This window comes from Phycicoccus jejuensis (assembly GCF_000720925.1).
In the GTDB taxonomy this organism is placed as follows: domain Bacteria; phylum Actinomycetota; class Actinomycetes; order Actinomycetales; family Dermatophilaceae; genus Phycicoccus; species Phycicoccus jejuensis.
In genome coordinates this window covers 401028-416677 of the sequence record NZ_JOEE01000001.1, presented here as the reverse complement: position 1 = coordinate 416677, position 15650 = coordinate 401028, and the positions used below count along the sequence as shown (strand labels likewise).

The 15650-nt window shown below is 74.1% G+C and carries 15 protein-coding genes; 8 read left to right on the top strand and 7 right to left on the bottom strand.

Annotated features, from left to right (window positions below):
- Window positions 1–3: 3 nt before the first annotated feature.
- Entirely contained in the window at window positions 4–1356 is a 1353-nt protein-coding gene (locus tag IG69_RS0101975) for an ABC transporter substrate-binding protein (protein ID WP_030526509.1), read from the bottom strand.
- A gap of 234 nt (window positions 1357–1590) precedes the next feature.
- On the opposite strand from IG69_RS0101975, the gene IG69_RS0101970 reads away from it, so the two are divergent.
- The 6 genes from IG69_RS0101970 (at window position 1591) to IG69_RS0101945 (ending at window position 7788) form a co-directional block, all read left to right on the top strand.
- Window positions 1591–3579: a beta-galactosidase gene (locus IG69_RS0101970; protein WP_030526508.1), complete on the top strand. Its 1989-nt coding sequence runs from the start codon at window positions 1591–1593 to the stop codon at window positions 3577–3579.
- Window positions 3579–4382, top strand: coding sequence for a DeoR/GlpR family DNA-binding transcription regulator (locus IG69_RS0101965; RefSeq protein ID WP_030526507.1), 804 nt, complete (start codon window positions 3579–3581; stop codon window positions 4380–4382). The genes IG69_RS0101970 and IG69_RS0101965 overlap by 1 nt, the downstream gene beginning before the upstream one ends.
- On the top strand, window positions 4379–5497 hold the full coding sequence (gene galT / locus IG69_RS0101960) for a galactose-1-phosphate uridylyltransferase (RefSeq protein ID WP_030526506.1): 1119 nt from the start codon (window positions 4379–4381) through the stop codon (window positions 5495–5497). The genes IG69_RS0101965 and galT overlap by 4 nt, the downstream gene beginning before the upstream one ends.
- A 231-nt stretch (window positions 5498–5728) precedes the next feature.
- The gene (locus tag IG69_RS0101955) at window positions 5729–6361 is read left to right on the top strand and encodes a ScbR family autoregulator-binding transcription factor (protein ID WP_030526505.1); all 633 of its coding nucleotides are present in this window, start codon (window positions 5729–5731) and stop codon (window positions 6359–6361) included.
- Between the two features lie 37 nt (window positions 6362–6398).
- Window positions 6399–7007, top strand: coding sequence for a flavodoxin family protein (locus tag IG69_RS0101950; RefSeq protein ID WP_030526504.1), 609 nt, complete (start codon window positions 6399–6401; stop codon window positions 7005–7007).
- A gap of 100 nt (window positions 7008–7107) precedes the next feature.
- On the top strand, window positions 7108–7788 hold the full coding sequence (locus IG69_RS0101945; protein ID WP_245616054.1) for an HNH endonuclease family protein: 681 nt from the start codon (window positions 7108–7110) through the stop codon (window positions 7786–7788).
- Window positions 7789–7841: 53 nt separating this feature from the next.
- Here the strand turns inward: IG69_RS0101945 and IG69_RS0101940 are convergent, their stop codons facing one another.
- From IG69_RS0101940 to IG69_RS0101915, 6 genes are all read right to left on the bottom strand, one after another.
- Window positions 7842–8147, bottom strand: coding sequence for a hypothetical protein (locus IG69_RS0101940; RefSeq protein WP_030526502.1), 306 nt, complete (start codon window positions 8145–8147; stop codon window positions 7842–7844).
- 47 nt (window positions 8148–8194) lie between these two features.
- Window positions 8195–8923, bottom strand: coding sequence for a cysteate racemase (cuyB, locus tag IG69_RS0101935; protein ID WP_030526501.1), 729 nt, complete (start codon window positions 8921–8923; stop codon window positions 8195–8197).
- Window positions 8920–10164: a carboxylate--amine ligase gene (locus IG69_RS0101930; protein WP_030526500.1), complete on the bottom strand. Its 1245-nt coding sequence runs from the start codon at window positions 10162–10164 to the stop codon at window positions 8920–8922. Before IG69_RS0101930 ends, cuyB begins: the two co-directional genes overlap by 4 nt.
- A 94-nt stretch (window positions 10165–10258) precedes the next feature.
- Complete coding sequence (locus IG69_RS20770) at window positions 10259–10786, bottom strand: class F sortase (RefSeq protein ID WP_030526499.1); 528 nt, start codon at window positions 10784–10786, stop codon at window positions 10259–10261.
- On the bottom strand, window positions 10783–11406 hold the full coding sequence (locus IG69_RS20765) for a hypothetical protein (RefSeq protein ID WP_051750038.1): 624 nt from the start codon (window positions 11404–11406) through the stop codon (window positions 10783–10785). The genes IG69_RS20770 and IG69_RS20765 overlap by 4 nt, the downstream gene beginning before the upstream one ends.
- A 354-nt stretch (window positions 11407–11760) precedes the next feature.
- Window positions 11761–13440, bottom strand: coding sequence for a phospholipase D family protein (locus tag IG69_RS0101915; protein WP_157577269.1), 1680 nt, complete (start codon window positions 13438–13440; stop codon window positions 11761–11763).
- Between the two features lie 103 nt (window positions 13441–13543).
- Between IG69_RS0101915 and IG69_RS0101910 the strand changes: the two genes are divergently transcribed.
- Together IG69_RS0101910 and IG69_RS20760 are read left to right on the top strand one after the other, a co-directional pair.
- Window positions 13544–14242, top strand: a complete 699-nt coding sequence (locus tag IG69_RS0101910) for a response regulator transcription factor (protein WP_036828665.1) — start codon at window positions 13544–13546, stop codon at window positions 14240–14242.
- Window positions 14243–14244: 2 nt separating this feature from the next.
- Window positions 14245–15465: a sensor histidine kinase gene (locus tag IG69_RS20760; protein ID WP_051750035.1), complete on the top strand. Its 1221-nt coding sequence runs from the start codon at window positions 14245–14247 to the stop codon at window positions 15463–15465.
- Window positions 15466–15650 lie beyond the last annotated feature (185 nt).

Below are 15650 nucleotides of genomic sequence, written 5' to 3'. Positions count from 1 at the left end.
GGCTCAGCCGAGGATGGACGCGGCCTGCTGCTGGATGGACGACGTGACCTTGTCGATGTCGTTCGGGTTCTTGATGAAGTCCTGGAGCGCGACGGTGACGACGGTGTTGGCGAGGTCGGCGTTGGTGTCGCGGTCGAGGAACTGGGCGATGTTCTTCGCGTTCTGGACGACCTCGACCGACTTCTTCTGCAGCGCCCCGTACTTCGCGGTGCTGGCACCCGAGTTGGCGGCGATGAACGGCGCCGAGCCCGCGTTGTTGCCGGCGTCCGCGGCCTCGGCGCTGCCGAGCCACTTGATGAACGCCTTGCCGGCCTCGGTGTCCTGCGCGCCCTCGGCGACGCAGAAGCCGTCGATCGGGGCGTCGAGCGCGTCGGCGCCGATCGTCGAGTCGAGCGCCGGGAAGGTGAAGAAGTCCAGGTCCTCCTGCGCCTCGGTCGGGACGCCGTCGACGACGAAGGTGCCGAGGAGGTACATCCCGCACTCGCCCTTGGACATCGAGGTCGCGGCCTCCTGCCAGGTGCGGCCGAGCGAGTTCTCCTGGTGGTAGGGCAGGAGGGTCTTCCAGGTCTCGAAGACCTTCTTGACCTCGGGGCTGTCCCACTTCTGCTCGCCCTTGGTCAGCTGCATGTGGAAGTCGAAGCCGTTGAGACGCATGTTGAGGATGTCGAAGGTGCCCATCGGCGCCCACGCGTCCTTGGCCGCGAAGGCGAAGGGGGTGATCTTCTTGCCCTGCATGTCGGTCATGAGGGCGTTGAGCTCGTCCATCGTCTTCGGCTCGGTCCAGCCGTTCTTCTCGAAGACCGACGGGCGGTAGAAGACGGCCCAGGGGTAGTAGCTGATGGGGACGAAGTACTGCTTGCCGTCCGACGCCGTGGAGGCCTGCTTGAAGGCGTCGCTCATGCCGTCGATGGGCCACACGTCGCTGAGGTCGGCGATCTGGCCGGCCTCGGCGAACTGCGACATGCGGAAGCCGGCGAACCACGTGAACACGTCGTCCGGGCTGCCCTGGAGGTAGGTGGTGATGCTCTCCTGGAAGGTGTTGTGGTCGACCGCGTTGACGGAGACCTGCACGCCCTCCTTCTTCGCGTAGGCGTCGGCCATGCCCTGCAGGCGCTCGTAGGCCGGCCCGGAGCCCTTGGCCTCGTTGACGCCGAACTTGACGTTGCCGGCCTTGGCCGAGGCGCCGCCGCCGCTCGTCGAGGGCGAGTCGTCGCTGCCGCAGCCGGCGAGGGAGCCCGCACCGAACAGGGCGCCGGCACCGAGGGCGCCCGACAGGAGGGTCCGGCGGTTCACCCCGCGGACGGAGGCGGGAAGGGAGCTCGCGAACCGGGGGTCGCGCGGGGCCGGGCGTGCCATGGGTGTCTCCTTTGACGAACGTGCCGCTCCTGACAGTTTCGATCAGAAACGAACAACCGATGGCTCCAGAGTGTGGAGTCGCGCCGCGAGGGTGTCAAGGGTCGTGACCAACCTTTGACCTTCGGAAACCACGGGCACAGCCGGATTGGCGTCTCACCCGCCACGGCGGCCGCCGTGTCGGTCGATGTTCGTATCTGTTGACAGATGTCGATTCCGCGCAACACACTGTCCGCCATGCGTCCATGGCCCGACGACCGCGTCGCCTTCGGTGGGGACTACAACCCGGAGCAGTGGCCGCGTGCGGTGTGGGACGACGACATGCGGCTGATGGCCGCGGCCGGGGTCAGCTTCGTCACCCTCGGCGTCTTCTCGTGGTCGTGGCTGGAGCCGACCAAGGGCGAGTACGAGTTCGGCTGGCTCGACGAGGTGATGGACCTCCTCCACGCGCACGGCATCGCCGTCGACCTCGCCACCGCCACCGCCACCCCGCCGCCGTGGCTGAGCGCCGCCTACCCCGAGATCCTCCCCGTCGACCGTGAGGGCCACACCCTCTGGCCGGGCAGCCGGCAGGCCTGGTGCCCGTCGTCGCCGCTCTACCGCGAGTTCGCCCTCGCCCTCACCGACCGGATGGCGCAGCGCTACCACGACCACCCGGCGCTGGCGATGTGGCACGTCTCGAACGAGTACGCCTGCCACAACCTGCCCTGCTACTGCGACACCTGCGCGGTGTTCTTCCGGCGCTGGCTCGAGCGCCGCTACGGGACGCTCGACGCCCTCAACGAGGCGTGGGGCACGGCCTTCTGGAGCCAGCGCTACACCGCGTGGGACGACGTGCTGCCGCCGCGGATCACGACGACGTTCGGCAACCCGACCCACGAGCTCGACTACCACCGCTTCGGGTCCGACACCCTGCTCGACTTCCACGTCGCCGAGAAGGAGGTCATCCGGCGCCACTCCTCCGACGTGCCGGTGACGACCAACTTCATGACGATGAGCGGCTTCCGGCTGCTCGACTACCACGACTGGGCGCCGCACCAGGACGTCGTGAGCACCGACCACTACGTCGTCGACGCGCTCGAGCACCCCCGCGCCGAGCTCTCGTTCCACGGCGACCTGACCCGCGGCCTCGCCGGCGGCGCGCCGTGGATGCTCATGGAGCACTCGACGAGCGCGGTCAACTGGCAGCCGGTCAACCCCGCCAAGCCACCGCGCGAGACCCTCCTCGACAGCCTGACCCACGTCGCCCGCGGCGCGGACGCCCTCGGGTTCTTCCAGTGGCGCCAGTCGCGCGCCGGCTCCGAGAAGTTCCACTCCGCCCTCGTCCCCCACGCCGGCGAGGACAGCGACCGCTTCCGCGAGGTCTGCGAGCTCGGCGCCGTCGCCGGGCGGCTCGGCGAGCTCGTCGGCTCGCGCGTCGTGGCCGACGTCGCCGTCCTCTGGGACTACGAGGCGCAGTGGGCGGTCAGCGGGCCGTGCATGCCCTCGGCCGCGCTCGACTACCCGCAGGCCGCGCACACCGTCCACCGCCTGCTGCGCGACGCCGGCGTCACGTGCGACGTCGTCCACCCCGACACCGACCTCTCGGGCTACCGGGTCGTCGTCGTCCCGACGCTCTACCTCGTCTCCGACCCCGCGGCCGAGCGCATCGCGGCGGCCGCCGCGGCCGGGGCCCATGTCGTCGTCACCTACTTCTCCGGCATCTCCGACCCCGACGACCACGTCCGGCTCGGCGGCTACCCCGGCGCGTTCCGCGACCTGCTCGGCGTCCGCGTCGAGGAGCTGTTCCCGCTGCGGGTCGGCGAGTCCGTCGCCCTCGCCGGAGGCGGCAGCGGCTCGGTGTGGTCCGAGGACGCCCGCGTCCGCGACGCCGAGGTGCTCGACTCCTACGCCGACGGGCCGCTGGCCGGCCGGGCCGCCGTCACCCGCCGCACCGTCGGTGAGGGCGCCGCCTGGTACCTCGGCACGCTGCCCGACGACGCGACCCTCGCCGCGCTCCTCGCCCGCGTCACCGACGAGGCCGGGGTCGCGCCGGTCGCCGACGTGCCGGCCGGTGTCGAGGTCACCCGCCGCCGCTCCGCCTCGGGCTCCTGGCTCTTCGTCCTCAACCACACCGACGCCGGCTGCGAGGTCGCCGTCACCGGCCACGACCTCGTCGCGGGCGCCGACGTGGGCCCGGTCACCACCGTGGCGGCGCGCAGCGCGGCGATCGTCCGGGAGGCCTGATGCTCGCCAGCCAGCGCCGCGCCGCCATCCTCTCCATCGTCGAGGAGCACGGCGCCGCCCGCGTCTCCGAGCTCGTCGACCAGCTCGGCGTCTCGGACATGACCGTCCGCCGCGACATCGAGCGGCTCGACGGCGACGGCCTCCTCGAGCGCGTGCACGGCGGGGCGGTCGCCATCACCCCACGCGCCACGGACGAGCCGGGCTTCACCGCGAAGTCGACGCTCATGACCGCCGAGAAGCAGGCCATCGCGCTCGAGGCCGCGCGGCTGGTCCAGCCCGGCGCGACCATCGGGATCTCGGCCGGCACGACGACCTACGAGCTGGCCCGCGCCGTCCGCGACGTGCCCCAGCTGACCGTGGTCACGAACTCGGTCCCCGTCGCGCAGCTGCTGCACGAGTCGCAGTCGGCCGCGCACGTCGTCGTCCTCACGGGGGGCGTCCGCACGCCGTCGGACGCGCTCGTCGGGCCCGTCGCCGTCACCGCCCTCGCCGGCCTGCACGTCGACCGGCTCTTCCTCGGCGCGCACGGCATCGACCGCGCGGCGGGCCTCACCACGCCCAACCTCGTCGAGGCCGAGACGAACCGGGCGCTCGTCCGCTCGGCCCGCTCGGTGTGCGTCCTCGCCGACCGCTCGAAGATCGGGATCGTCGGCCTCTCGACCTTCATGGACCTCTCCGAGGTCGACACGCTCATCACCGACTCGGGCATCCCGGCCCGGGCGCGGCAGGTGCTCGTCGAGTCGGTCGAGCACCTCGTCCTCGCCGAGCCGGGCCGCCCCCGCCAGGTGGGCGACGCCGGATGACCCGGACCCGCACGGTCCGGCGCACGGTCCGCTCGCTCGCCGACGGCCGCGAGATCATCTACTTCGACGACTCCCCGGACGCGCCGGAACGCACCGCGGTCGACCGGCGCGAGCTCGGGCCGCGGGCCTCCGCCGGGCACGTCCGCTACGACGCGCTCGTCGGCGACTGGGTGGCCGTCGCGGGGCACCGGATGAACCGCACCTTCCTGCCGCCCAAGGACGAGTGCCCGCTCTGCCCGACCGGGCGCGGCAGCGTCCCCTCCGAGATCCCCGACGCCGAGTACGACGTCGTCGTCTTCGAGAACCGCTTCCCCTCGTACGCCCCCGTCGCGCTCGACGACGTCGTCGCCCCCGAGGGGTACCTGCACCGTCCGGCGCACGGCCGCACCGAGGTCGTCTGCTTCACGAGCGACCACGACTCCTCGTTCGCGGCGCTCGGCCCGGAGCGCGCCCGCACCGTCGTCGACGTCTGGGCCGACCGCACGGCCGAGCTCGGGGCCACGCCCGGCGTCGAGCACGTCTTCTGCTTCGAGAACCGCGGCCAGGAGATCGGGGTGACGCTGCACCACCCCCACGGTCAGGTGTACGCCTACCCCTACGTCCCCGCGCGCACCGCCGAGATGCTGGCCCGGGCCACCGAGCACCACGCCCGCACCGGTCGGCTGCTCGGAGCCGACCTCCTGGCCGCCGAGCGCGCGGACGGCTCGCGCGTCGTCCTCGCCGGCGAGCACTGGACGGCCTACGTCCCCTACGCCGCGCGCTGGCCGGTCGAGGTGCACCTCGCCCCCCACCGCGACGTCCCCGACCTCGTCGCCCTCGACGACGCCGAGCGCGACGAGCTCGCCCACCTCTACCTCGAGCTCCTGCGCCGCCTCGACGGCTACCACGTCGGCGACGACGGACCGGTCCGGCTGCCGTACATCGCCGCGTGGCACCAGGCCCCGGCGCGCACCGGCCGCGAGGTGTCGCGGCTGCTGCTCCAGGTGATGTCCGTCCTGCGCGGACCCGGCAAGCTCAAGTACCTCGCGGGGTCCGAGAGCGCGGTCGGTGGCTGGGTCACCGACACCCGGCCCGAGGCGGTCGCGGCGCGGCTGCGCTCGCTCGCCGGCGCCTGACGCCGGCAGCGGCGCCCGGCGGAGTCCCTGCGCTCCGCCGGGCACCGCCGTGCGGACTACTCGCCCCTCCTCGAGCGGTCACGCACCCCCTGCGAGGCGTGGCGTGGGCATCGTACGACAAAACCGACCAGCCGGTCTGTTGTCGTTCGTCGACGACCGGCACAGCCCGGCCACAGACGGCACGCGTAGCCTCGTCCGCGACCGACCCGGCCGACGACCACGAGGAGCCACGTGCCCCGGCAGCAGCGGGCCGTCGCCACGCGCAGCAGCATCCTGCGCGCCGCGGCGGCCGTCATCGAGCGGCGTGGCTACGGGGCCGCGACGGTCGCCGAGATCGTCCGCGAGGCGGGCATCACCAAGGGCGCGCTGTACTTCCACTTCGCCTCGAAGGAGGCCCTCGCCGAGGCCGTCATCGCCGAGCAGGGCGAGTGGCGCACGCAGCACGGCCCGGACGCCGACGCCCCGGTCCAGGCCGTCGTCGACCTCGCGTACTCCTTCGTCGAGGCGCTGCTCACCGACCCGCTGATGCGCGCGAGCGTCCGGATGACGCTGGACCGCGTCGCCGCGGACGAAGTCATCCGCGCCGGCTACCTCGGCTGGATCAAGGCGGTCGCCGACCTGCTGCGCGAGGCCGAGGCGGCCGGGTCCCTCGTGCCGGGCACCGACCCCGAGCGGTTCGCCTACGTCGTCACCTCCGTCGTCACCGGCATGCAGCTGACGAGCGAGGCCCTGACCGGCCGGGCCGACCTGATGGAGCGGGTCGAGGACTTCTGGCGGCTCGTGCTCCCGGTCCTCGTGCGCCCCGAGTCGCTCGCGGGCGTCGACCCACGGCCACCGGGGTTGCGCACCGCCGAGGCCGGGTAGCACCGCGGGGACCGCACCCCACCCCGATCGGAGAACCGTGGCCGACCTCACCGCCCTCGTCCTCAGCTGCACCCTCTCGCCCTCCCCCGCGCCCTCGAGCACCGAGCTGCTCTCGGGCCAGCTCCTCGAGGCGCTCGCCGAGCACGGCGTGACCGGCTCGACCGTCCGCGTCGTCGACCACGACGTCAAGCCCGGCGTCGAGGCCGACATGGGCGACGGGGACGCCTGGCCGGCCATCCGCCGCCAGGTGCTCGCCGCCGACATCGTCGTGCTCGCCACCCCGACGTGGATGGGCCAGCACTCGAGCGTCGCCCAGCGCGTCCTCGAGCGCCTCGACGCCGAGCTCGGCGAGTCCGACGACGAGGGCCGCCTGCTCACGTACGGCAAGGTCGGCCTCGTCGTGGTCGTCGGCAACGAGGACGGCGCGCACCACATCTGCGCCGTCGCCTACCAGGGGATGAACGACGTCGGCTTCACGATCCCCGCCAACGGCTGCACCTTCTGGAACGGTGAGGCGATGACCGGCACCGACTACCGGGACCTCGACGAGACGCCCGAGCAGACGGCCTCGGCCACGCGGACCGCCGCCGCCAACGCCGCGCACCTCGCCCGCGTCCTGCGGGAGCGGCCCTACCCGGCGTCCTGACCCGGCGCTGACCGACCCGGCAGACCCCTGACCGGACCCGTACCGCACGCTCACGCACGCTTGGGCCGGGGCTGACCCCCGCCGAGCAGGCTGTCCCCCCGTGAGCACCCCCACCGCCGCCCCGTCCGCCCGTCGTCCCCGCCGTCGCCTCCCCCGCGGGCTGCGCCGGGCGGCGGCCGCCCTCCTGCTCGCCACGCTCGGTGCGCCCGCCGCCGCGAGCGCCGCGCAGGCGCTCCCGCCGGCGCCCCCGAGCGTCGCCGACGCCCGCGACCAGCTGGCCGGGCTGCACGTCGGCTACGAGGACAACGTCGGCTACGACCGCAGCGCGTTCACCCACTGGGTCACCATCAGCGGCACGTGCGACACCCGCGAGACGGTGCTGAAGCGCGACGGGTCGGGCGTGACGACGGACTCCTCGTGCCACGCGACCTCGGGCACCTGGCGCAGCGTCTACGACGACACGACCTTCACCGACTCCTCGTCGCTCGACATCGACCACGTCGTCCCGCTCGCCGAGGCCTGGGGCTCCGGTGCCAACCTCTGGACCGACGCCGAGCGCAAGGCGTTCGCCAACGACCTGGCCGTCCCGCAGCTCGTCGCGGTCTCGGCCTCGAGCAACCGGAGCAAGTCCGACCAGGACCCGGGCGAGTGGCAGCCCCCGGCGAGCGGCTGGCGCTGCGAGTACGCCCGGTCGTGGATCGAGGTCAAGTACCAGTACGACCTCGAGGTCGACAGCCGCGAGAAGACGGCCCTCACCGGGATGCTCGACGCGGACTGCTGACGACCTCCCCTCGCCGCCCCGACCTCGCCTCGCCGAGGCGTCCTGACGCGCCGTCAGGACGAGGTGACCCCGGCACGACGAGACGTCCCCGGCGCGGCGGACGTCCGTTGCCGGCGGGCGCGGACGAGCGCGACGACGCCGCAGCCGAGCAGCCCCGCCGGGAGGAGGAACGGGGCGGCCATCATCCCGAGGAGGACGACGGCGTCGGCCGGCGGGAGGGTGCAGCCCCACCCGAGTCCCTCGCACTGGCCGCCGGCGTTGTGGTCGGGCAGCGAGAGGTGCAGCACCGCGACGGTCGCCGCCGGCAGGAGCCAGAGCACGCCGAGCACGACGAGGTACGGGCGGAGGGAGCGCAGCACCCGTCCACCGTGCCACGCCCGGCGGGTGCCCGCCCGAGCAGGAGTGCTCAGGCGCGCAGGCGCCCGCCGGCCCGGCGGATGGTGGCGACGGCCACGGCGTCGATGGAGTCGACGACGAGCGGGTCCTCGACCCCGAGGTCGCCCCGCAGCACCGACAGCTCGGTGCAGCCGAGCGCGACGGCCTCGGCCCCCTTGGCCCGCAGGTGCTCGACGAGCGCGTCGAAGCGGCTGCGCGACACCGGGTTCCCCGCCTTGACGCCGTCGTAGATGACGCTCATCGTCTCGCGCTGCTCGTCGGGGTCCGGCAGGACGAGCTCGACACCGGCGCGCTCGGCGGAGCGGGCGTAGGTGCCGGCCGCGAGGGTGCCGTCGGTCGCGAGCACGCCGAGGCGGCGCAGGCCCGGGACGGCCGCGCGGGCGGCGGCCACGGTCTCGTCGACGGTGTCGAGGACCTCGATGTCGACGGCGGCGCGCATCTGGTCCACCCAGACGAGCGCGGTGTTGCAGGGGATGGCGACGAACGTCGCGCCGGCACGTTCGAGGGCCCGCACGTCGGCGACGAGCGCGGGCTCGGGGCTCTCGTTCTCGCCTCGGAGGAAGCCGGTGCGGTCCGGGATCGAGCCGTGCTGCCAGACGAGGAGGTCGACGTGGTCCTGGTCGCGGCGCGCGTCGGTCAGCTCGACGACGCGGCGCAGGAAGTGGACGGTGGCGGCGGGTCCGAGGCCGCCGAGCACGCCGCCCGGCTGCCCCGGCACCGGGACGTCGGCGCCGGTCATCGGCGGTCCGTGAAGTGAGCGCGGAACTTGCGGACCTGGTTGAGGTGGTAGGCCGCGTTGTACGCGCGCCGCTTGAGCGTGAGGTCGGGGGCGTAGACGTTGGGGTCGCTCGCCCGACCGCTCTTCATCAGCCCGATCGCCTTGTCGCGCAGCGCCTCGTCGAGGACGTAGTGCTTGACGACGTACTTCGGGACGAACGCGAAGAGGTGCTCGCCGCGGGCGATCGTCAGCCCCTCCATCGGCTCGTGGCGCACCCAGTCGCGGACGTACCACTCCGAGACGTTGTGGCCGCCGGCCGTCACGTAGAAGTTCGAGCGGCCGAGGCGGACGTTGATCTCGAAGAACTTGTACGTGCCGTCGCGCCGGTCGTACTTGAGGTCGAAGTTGCTGAACCCGACGTAGCCGATGTGCTCGAGGAAGCGCTTGGCCTGCTCGACGACCTCGTCGATCTCGGTCGTGATGATGACGCAGGGGTTGCCGATGGCCAGCGGGTGGTGCTCCTCGAGGAGGACGTGCCCGACCGACCCGAAGACGACCTTCCCGTCGCGGTCGGAGTAGCAGGTGAGCACCCGCATGTTCGTGTCGTCACCCGGGACGAAGTCCTGGAGGAGGAAGTTGCCGTCGTAGCTGCTGGCCCGCACCCGCCGCAGGGTGTCGGCGAGCTCCTCGGGGGTGTCGCAGACGTAGACCTTCTTCTTCCCCTCGAAGCTCGCGTAGTGGTACAGCGCGCTGTCGGCGGGCTTGGCGACGACCGGGAACTCCCACGGCAGGTCGCGCTCCTCCCCGTGCTCGCCCGAGCAGTCGACGACGATGGTCGCCGGGTGCGGCACACCGACCTCGTCGAGGATCCTGTAGAAGACGTCCTTGCGCACGATCCGGTCGAGCAGGTCCAGGTCGATGTACGGGATCGTGAACCAGGCCGAGAGCCGGTCCTTGTGCTCGATGATCATCCGCACGTACCAGTCGCCGGCCGCCACGAGCAGCAGCGGCGGGCGGCCCTCCCCCCCGTGCTCGCGCCCGACCCGCTCGAGCTCGCGCACGAAGGTGTCGGCCTCCTCGAAGCCCGGCACGAGGACGTGGTCGCACAGCGTCGAGAGGGCGACCGGGCCGCCCTCGCTCATGTTGACGACGAGCGGGCGCACGCCGTACGCCTCGTGGAAGGTGCGCACGAGCGTGTAGGCGGTGATGTCGCCACCGAGGACGACGGGGCGGAAGTCGGTGGCGGGAGCGGCAGGAGGCACGCGTGGGGTCCTTCGCGGCAGGGGGCGTCTGGCTCGGCCACCCATGATCCCCCATCGGCCGGGCCGGGCCGAATCGCCGCGCGACCCGGCGCGCTCAGGAGGCGAAGACGACGGTGTTGTCGGTGTAGTGGCCGGTCACCGGGTCGATCTCGCCGCTGCACGTCACCAGGCGCAGGACCGGGCCCGGCTGCGGGCCGTAGACCGCCGGGTCGCGCGGCACCTCCATCGTCCCGTCGGGGGCGATGCCGAGGTCGACGAGGCGCGAGTCGACCCCGATGGCCGGGATGCGCACCCGCGCGGGGCGGTCGCCCGGCGCCGCCGACCCACCGGTCGCCCGGGCCGGGAGCGAGGCGTCGTTCGGGCCGCGGCGCGTGACGGCGACCGAGTCAGGGACGTCGGGGGTCGGCCAGGCCTCCGGGGCGAGCTGGGCGAGCCCCCCGGGCCCGGCGACCGTGGCCCGCGCGGTCGGGGAGGGGCTCACGGCCGGGACGGAGCCCGCGACGACCGGGCCGGCGAGGCCGGCGGGCTCGTCACGGGTCGCGGCGACCGCCGCCACCGCGAGACCGCCCGCGGCGGCCACGGCCGCGCCGGCGGTCAGCAGGCGGGTCGCCGCCGGGGTCACCAGACCGGCCCCGGGCGCGGACGACGGCGCCGCCCGACGACCGTCAGCAGGAGGACGATGCTCGTGCTCAGGGCGCCGACGGTCAGCCCGCCGCGCACGGCCGCGTCGCCGGGCCGGCTCGCCACGCCGCCGAAGCCGGTCTGCACGCCGTCGACCGGGGCGGTGCTCGCCCCCATCGCGTCGGAGACCGGCTTGAGCACGACCCCGCCATTGCCGTCGCCGAGGAGGGCGGGGTCGAGGGCGACCGCACCGGCGAGCGCGACGACCCCGGTGACGAGACCCGGCGTGGACACCGCCCCGGCGGCGACGGCCGCGAGCCCGGTGACGAGGAGCACGCACGCCGTGAGGCCGGTCAGGTCACCGGTCGCGGCCGCGTCCTGGACGGGCGGGCAGAGCGGCACGAGGACGACACCCGCGGCGGCCGCCCAGCGCGGCAGGTCGAGGCGGCGCGCGAGGACCCACGCCGCGATGCACAGCAGGAGGACCACGACGGTCGCGAGGTCGTCGCGGACCTCGCCACGGGCCGGTGGTGCGACCTCGCGGGCGACGGCGGCGAGGAGGAGCGCGGGCGCGAGCAGCAGCACGTCGAGACCCGCCCCGGAACGCACGTCCTGCGCCATCCCCGACTCCCTCCCGCGCACGGCGGACGGCAGGGTCGGACGAGTGGCCGTGGCGCCCCTGCCGCGCCGAACCACGAGGACCGTAACCCCGCGACCCGGGTGATGGGAAGACCCCGGGGCCGGCGGATTCGCAGGTCAGCCCGGCCCTCCGTCGCCGGGTCCGAGCCGTGCGCCCACCCCGCACGTGCGGGGTGACCGCGGTCGACGTGACCATCCAGCAGCGACAACCCCGCACGTGCGGGGTCATCGCGGTCCGGGAGTCGAACAGGCAACGACAAGCCCGCACGTGCGGGGTCATCGCGGTCCGGGTGTGGTCCGGAGGGGCCGGCACCGCACCGCCGAGCCCGCGGCGGCTCAGTCCTGCTCGAGGCCGTTCGTCAGCCCGAGGGTCCCGTTGGGGTCGAAGAGGTCGTAGAGGCGGGGCGCGACGAGCTCCTGCCACCGGCCCAGCTCGGGCGGGCCGATGCGCCGCAGCCGCCCCGGCGGGCGGGGTACACCCGCGGCCCCCAGCGCGGGCCGGCCCCGCCGGCGCCAGCGGACCGCGGTGCCCTTGAGCGGCGCCTTGGGCCGCGGGACGTGCACCCGGCCCCGGGACGGACCGCCGTCGCCGTACCAGGCGTCGAGGGCGTCGGCCGTGCGGCCCATCAGCTCCCAGACCTCCATCGGGTCGTCCGGGACCTCGTCGGCGGCCAGGCCGACGTGCTCACCGACGAGCTCGCGCCGCAGCCGCCGGGCGAACGCGTCGCGGGGCGCGCCGTCGTCACCGCGGGTCCGGTCGTCCTGGATGGCCAGCGAGAGCTCGGAGTCGTTGGTCCACGAGCGCCGGTTGAAGTTGTCGGACCCGACGCTGGCCCACACGTCGTCGACGATGCACACCTTGGAGTGCACGTAGACGGGGTAGCCGGTCGGGCTCGTCAGGCCGAAGAGCGCGACCCGGTCCGGCGCCGCGTCGAGGAGCAGGTCCATCGCCAGCCGTCGGCCGTACAGCTGGGCGGCGAGCGACAGGCCGCCGTCCATGTCCGGGACGATCGGGATGACCGCCACGAGGTGGAGGTCGGGCTGCTCGCGCAGCGCCCCGCCGAAGTGCCGGCCCACCTCCTCCGACCAGAGGTACTGGTCCTCGAGGTAGACCAGGCGCCGGGCGGAGCGGACGGCCTTCGAGTTGCCCCGGGCGATGCTCCGCTCCCCCTCGGGGGCGAAGTCGAAGCCCTTCGCGATGAGCTCGGGGTAGGTCCGCAGCACCTGGACGGCCTCGTGGCCACCCTCGACGGGCGGCGGGGGTGGGGCCTGCGCGGGCAGCGGGCGGGGGTCGAGGTCCTCACCCTGCAGCCGGCTCGAGGCGAAGCGTCCCGGGTTGCTCGTCAGCGGCGTCGAGTCCTCCCACCGCTCGCGGAACGTCGTCTCGACGTCGTGCACGGCGGGGCCGGTGAGCGCGGCGTGGACGTCGTGCCAGGCCGGGCGCGGCCCGAACACCTGCGGCATCGCGATCGGCTGGGGGTCGCCGTCGTGGTCCACGGTGTCGCGACGGCTGTGGCAGAGGTCGATGCCGCCGACGTAGGCGATGTCGCGCGTGGGGTCGTCGGCGTGCCGCAGCACGACGACCTTCTGGTGGTGCGAGCCGCCGGGCGCGACGCGCATGTCGCGCAGGCACTGGCCACCCGCCTCGTTGACCTCGATGCCGAGCAGCCGCGACTTCTCGGAGTGGAAGCCGAACCGCCGCCAGTGCGAGCGCCACAGCAGGCCCCGGACGGTCACCCCGCGGCGGGCCGCGGCGCTCAGGGTGGCGCTGAGGGTCGAGCCGGGGTCGTCGGTCAGCCGCTCGTCGGGGTCGCCGCGCCAGTCGGCGAAGAGGAGCAGGTCGCCGGGGCCGAGCGCCGTGATCCGCTCGTGGAGCTCGGCGAAGTACGCGGCGCCGTGGACGATCGGCCGCACGTGGTTGCCGGTGCTCCAGGCGACGTCGTCGGGGTGGCGCGCATCGACCCGGGTGTGCGGGTTGCCACGCTCCTGCGGCAGGAGGAAGACGTCGGAGAGCATCGGGCCCATCCTGTCGGACCGCGGCCCTCCGCGGGAGGGGCGGGTGGTGGTCCGCGTCACGGACCCGGCGATCGGCGCAGGTCGGCGCCCCTACGATGCCCTCATGGCCGGGTTGCGGGTGGTGCTCGCCGAGGACAACGCGCTGCTGCGTCGGGGGCTGGCGGCGCTGCTCACCGAGCACGACGACGTCGCGTCCGTCGTCGAGACCGGCGACCTCGACGAGCTGCTCGCCGCGGTCGCCCGCGAGCGCCCCGACGCGGTGCTCACCGACATCCGGATGCCGCCGACCCACACGGACGAGGGCATCCGGGCGGCCGCCACGTTCCGCGCCACGGCACCGGGCCTCGGTGTCGTCGTCCTCTCGCAGCACGCCGACGCCGACGGTGCGCTGTCGCTCGTCGCCGGCGGCAGCCGGGGGCGCGGCTACCTCCTCAAGGAGCGGGTGTCGGACGTCGACCAGCTCGTGGCGGCGCTCTCCGCGGTGCGTCGCGGCGAGAGCGCCATCGACCCGCACGTCGTCGACGCGCTCATGCAGCACCGGATGCGCTTCGAGGGCCCGGTCGCACGGCTGACCGCCCGCGAGCGGGAGGTGCTCGGGCTCATCGCGACGGGGGCGTCGAACTCGGCGATCGCGGCCCGGCTGCACGTCACCTCGCGGGCCGTCGAGAAGCACATCAACTCGATCTTCAGCAAGCTCGACCTGCCCGAGGGCGAGGCCCTCCACCGGCGGGTCTCGGCGGTGCTCCTCTACCTCGCCGAGAGTGGCGCGGCCGGGATGGACCCACGGCCGGTGAGGCGCTGACCGTGCGACGGGTGCGGCTGCCCGGGTGGGTGCGCGGACCGGGCCCCGACGGCTCGACCGAGGCCCGGGTGCGGGCCTACCTCGTCCTTAACCTCGGGGCCATCTGGCTCTCCGTCGTCTTCCTCGTCGTCCTGGACCAGGCCATCGGGACGTCGGCCTCGTTGCGGCAGAACATCGTCGCGCTCGTCCTCGCGGGGTTCTCCTACGGCGTGGCCCTGGTGCTGGCCCGGCGGGAGCACCTCCGGGGCGCCGCCGCGACGGCGCTCGTCGCGACGTGGTTCGTCGCCTTCTCGCTCGCCTGGGCCACGCCCTTCACGACGCCGGTGGCCCTGCTCGTGCTCCACGTCCCCTCGCTCATCCTCACCGACGCGCTGGGCCTGCGCCTGCGGACCGCCCTCCTCACCGCGACGATCGGGCTCACCGGGGCGCTCGTCGCGCTCGGCGAGTGGCGGCGTGCGGCATGGACGGCCGACCACCCGGACCTGCCGATGACGCCGCTGCTCGTCGGGTTCTTCACCGTCGTCGTCGCGGCCGTGCTCGTCCTCGGCATCCGGGACGCCGTGCTCCGGCTGGCCCGCAGCCGCGACGAGCTCGAGGACTCCCGGGCCCGCCTCGCCGGCGCGTCCATCGAGGCCCGCCGCGAGATCGAGCGCGACCTGCACGACGGCGCGCAGCAGCGCCTCACCACGCTCGCGGTCGACCTCGGCCGTCTCGGCCGCGCCGTCGACCGGGACCCGGAGCAGGCCCGCGCCCTCGTCGCCGCCGTCCAGGAGCAGCTCGCGGAGGCCATCCGCGAGCTGCGCGACCTCGCCCACGGCATCTACCCGCCGCTGCTCGCGGAGCGCGGCCTCGCCGGTGCCCTCCCGGCCGCGGCGCGCCGCACGACCCTCCCCTGCGTCGTCGAGGTCGAGCTGCGCGGGGGCCGGCCCGCCCCGGAGGTCGAGGCCGCCGTCTACTTCTGCTGCCTCGAGGCGATGCAGAACGCCGACCGGCACTCCGGCGGCTCGCTCATCTCGGTGAGCGTCGACGACGAGCACGGCCTGCGCTTCTCGGTGTCCGACGACGGGTGCGGCTTCGACGCAGCGGCGCGCGCGGGCGCCAGCGGCATCACGGGGATGCGCGACCGGATCCAGTCCGCCGGCGGGGTGCTCGAGGTGCACTCGGTGCCGGAGGTCGGCACGTCCGTCGTCGGGGTGTTCCCGCCCCGCTCGCTGCCGCACTGAGCCCTCGACCGGTCCCGGCGCCCGGGGGTGGTGTCAGCACCACCCGGGAGCGGGGGGCCGACGCTACCGACAGCGCCCCGGGCGTGCGACAGAGTGTGCGCGTGACCGTCGCAGGGGACGGTGCACGCACACCACAGGGGCGAGCGCATGCGCCCGGGTGACGCCTGGTGGGCCCACGGACCGCT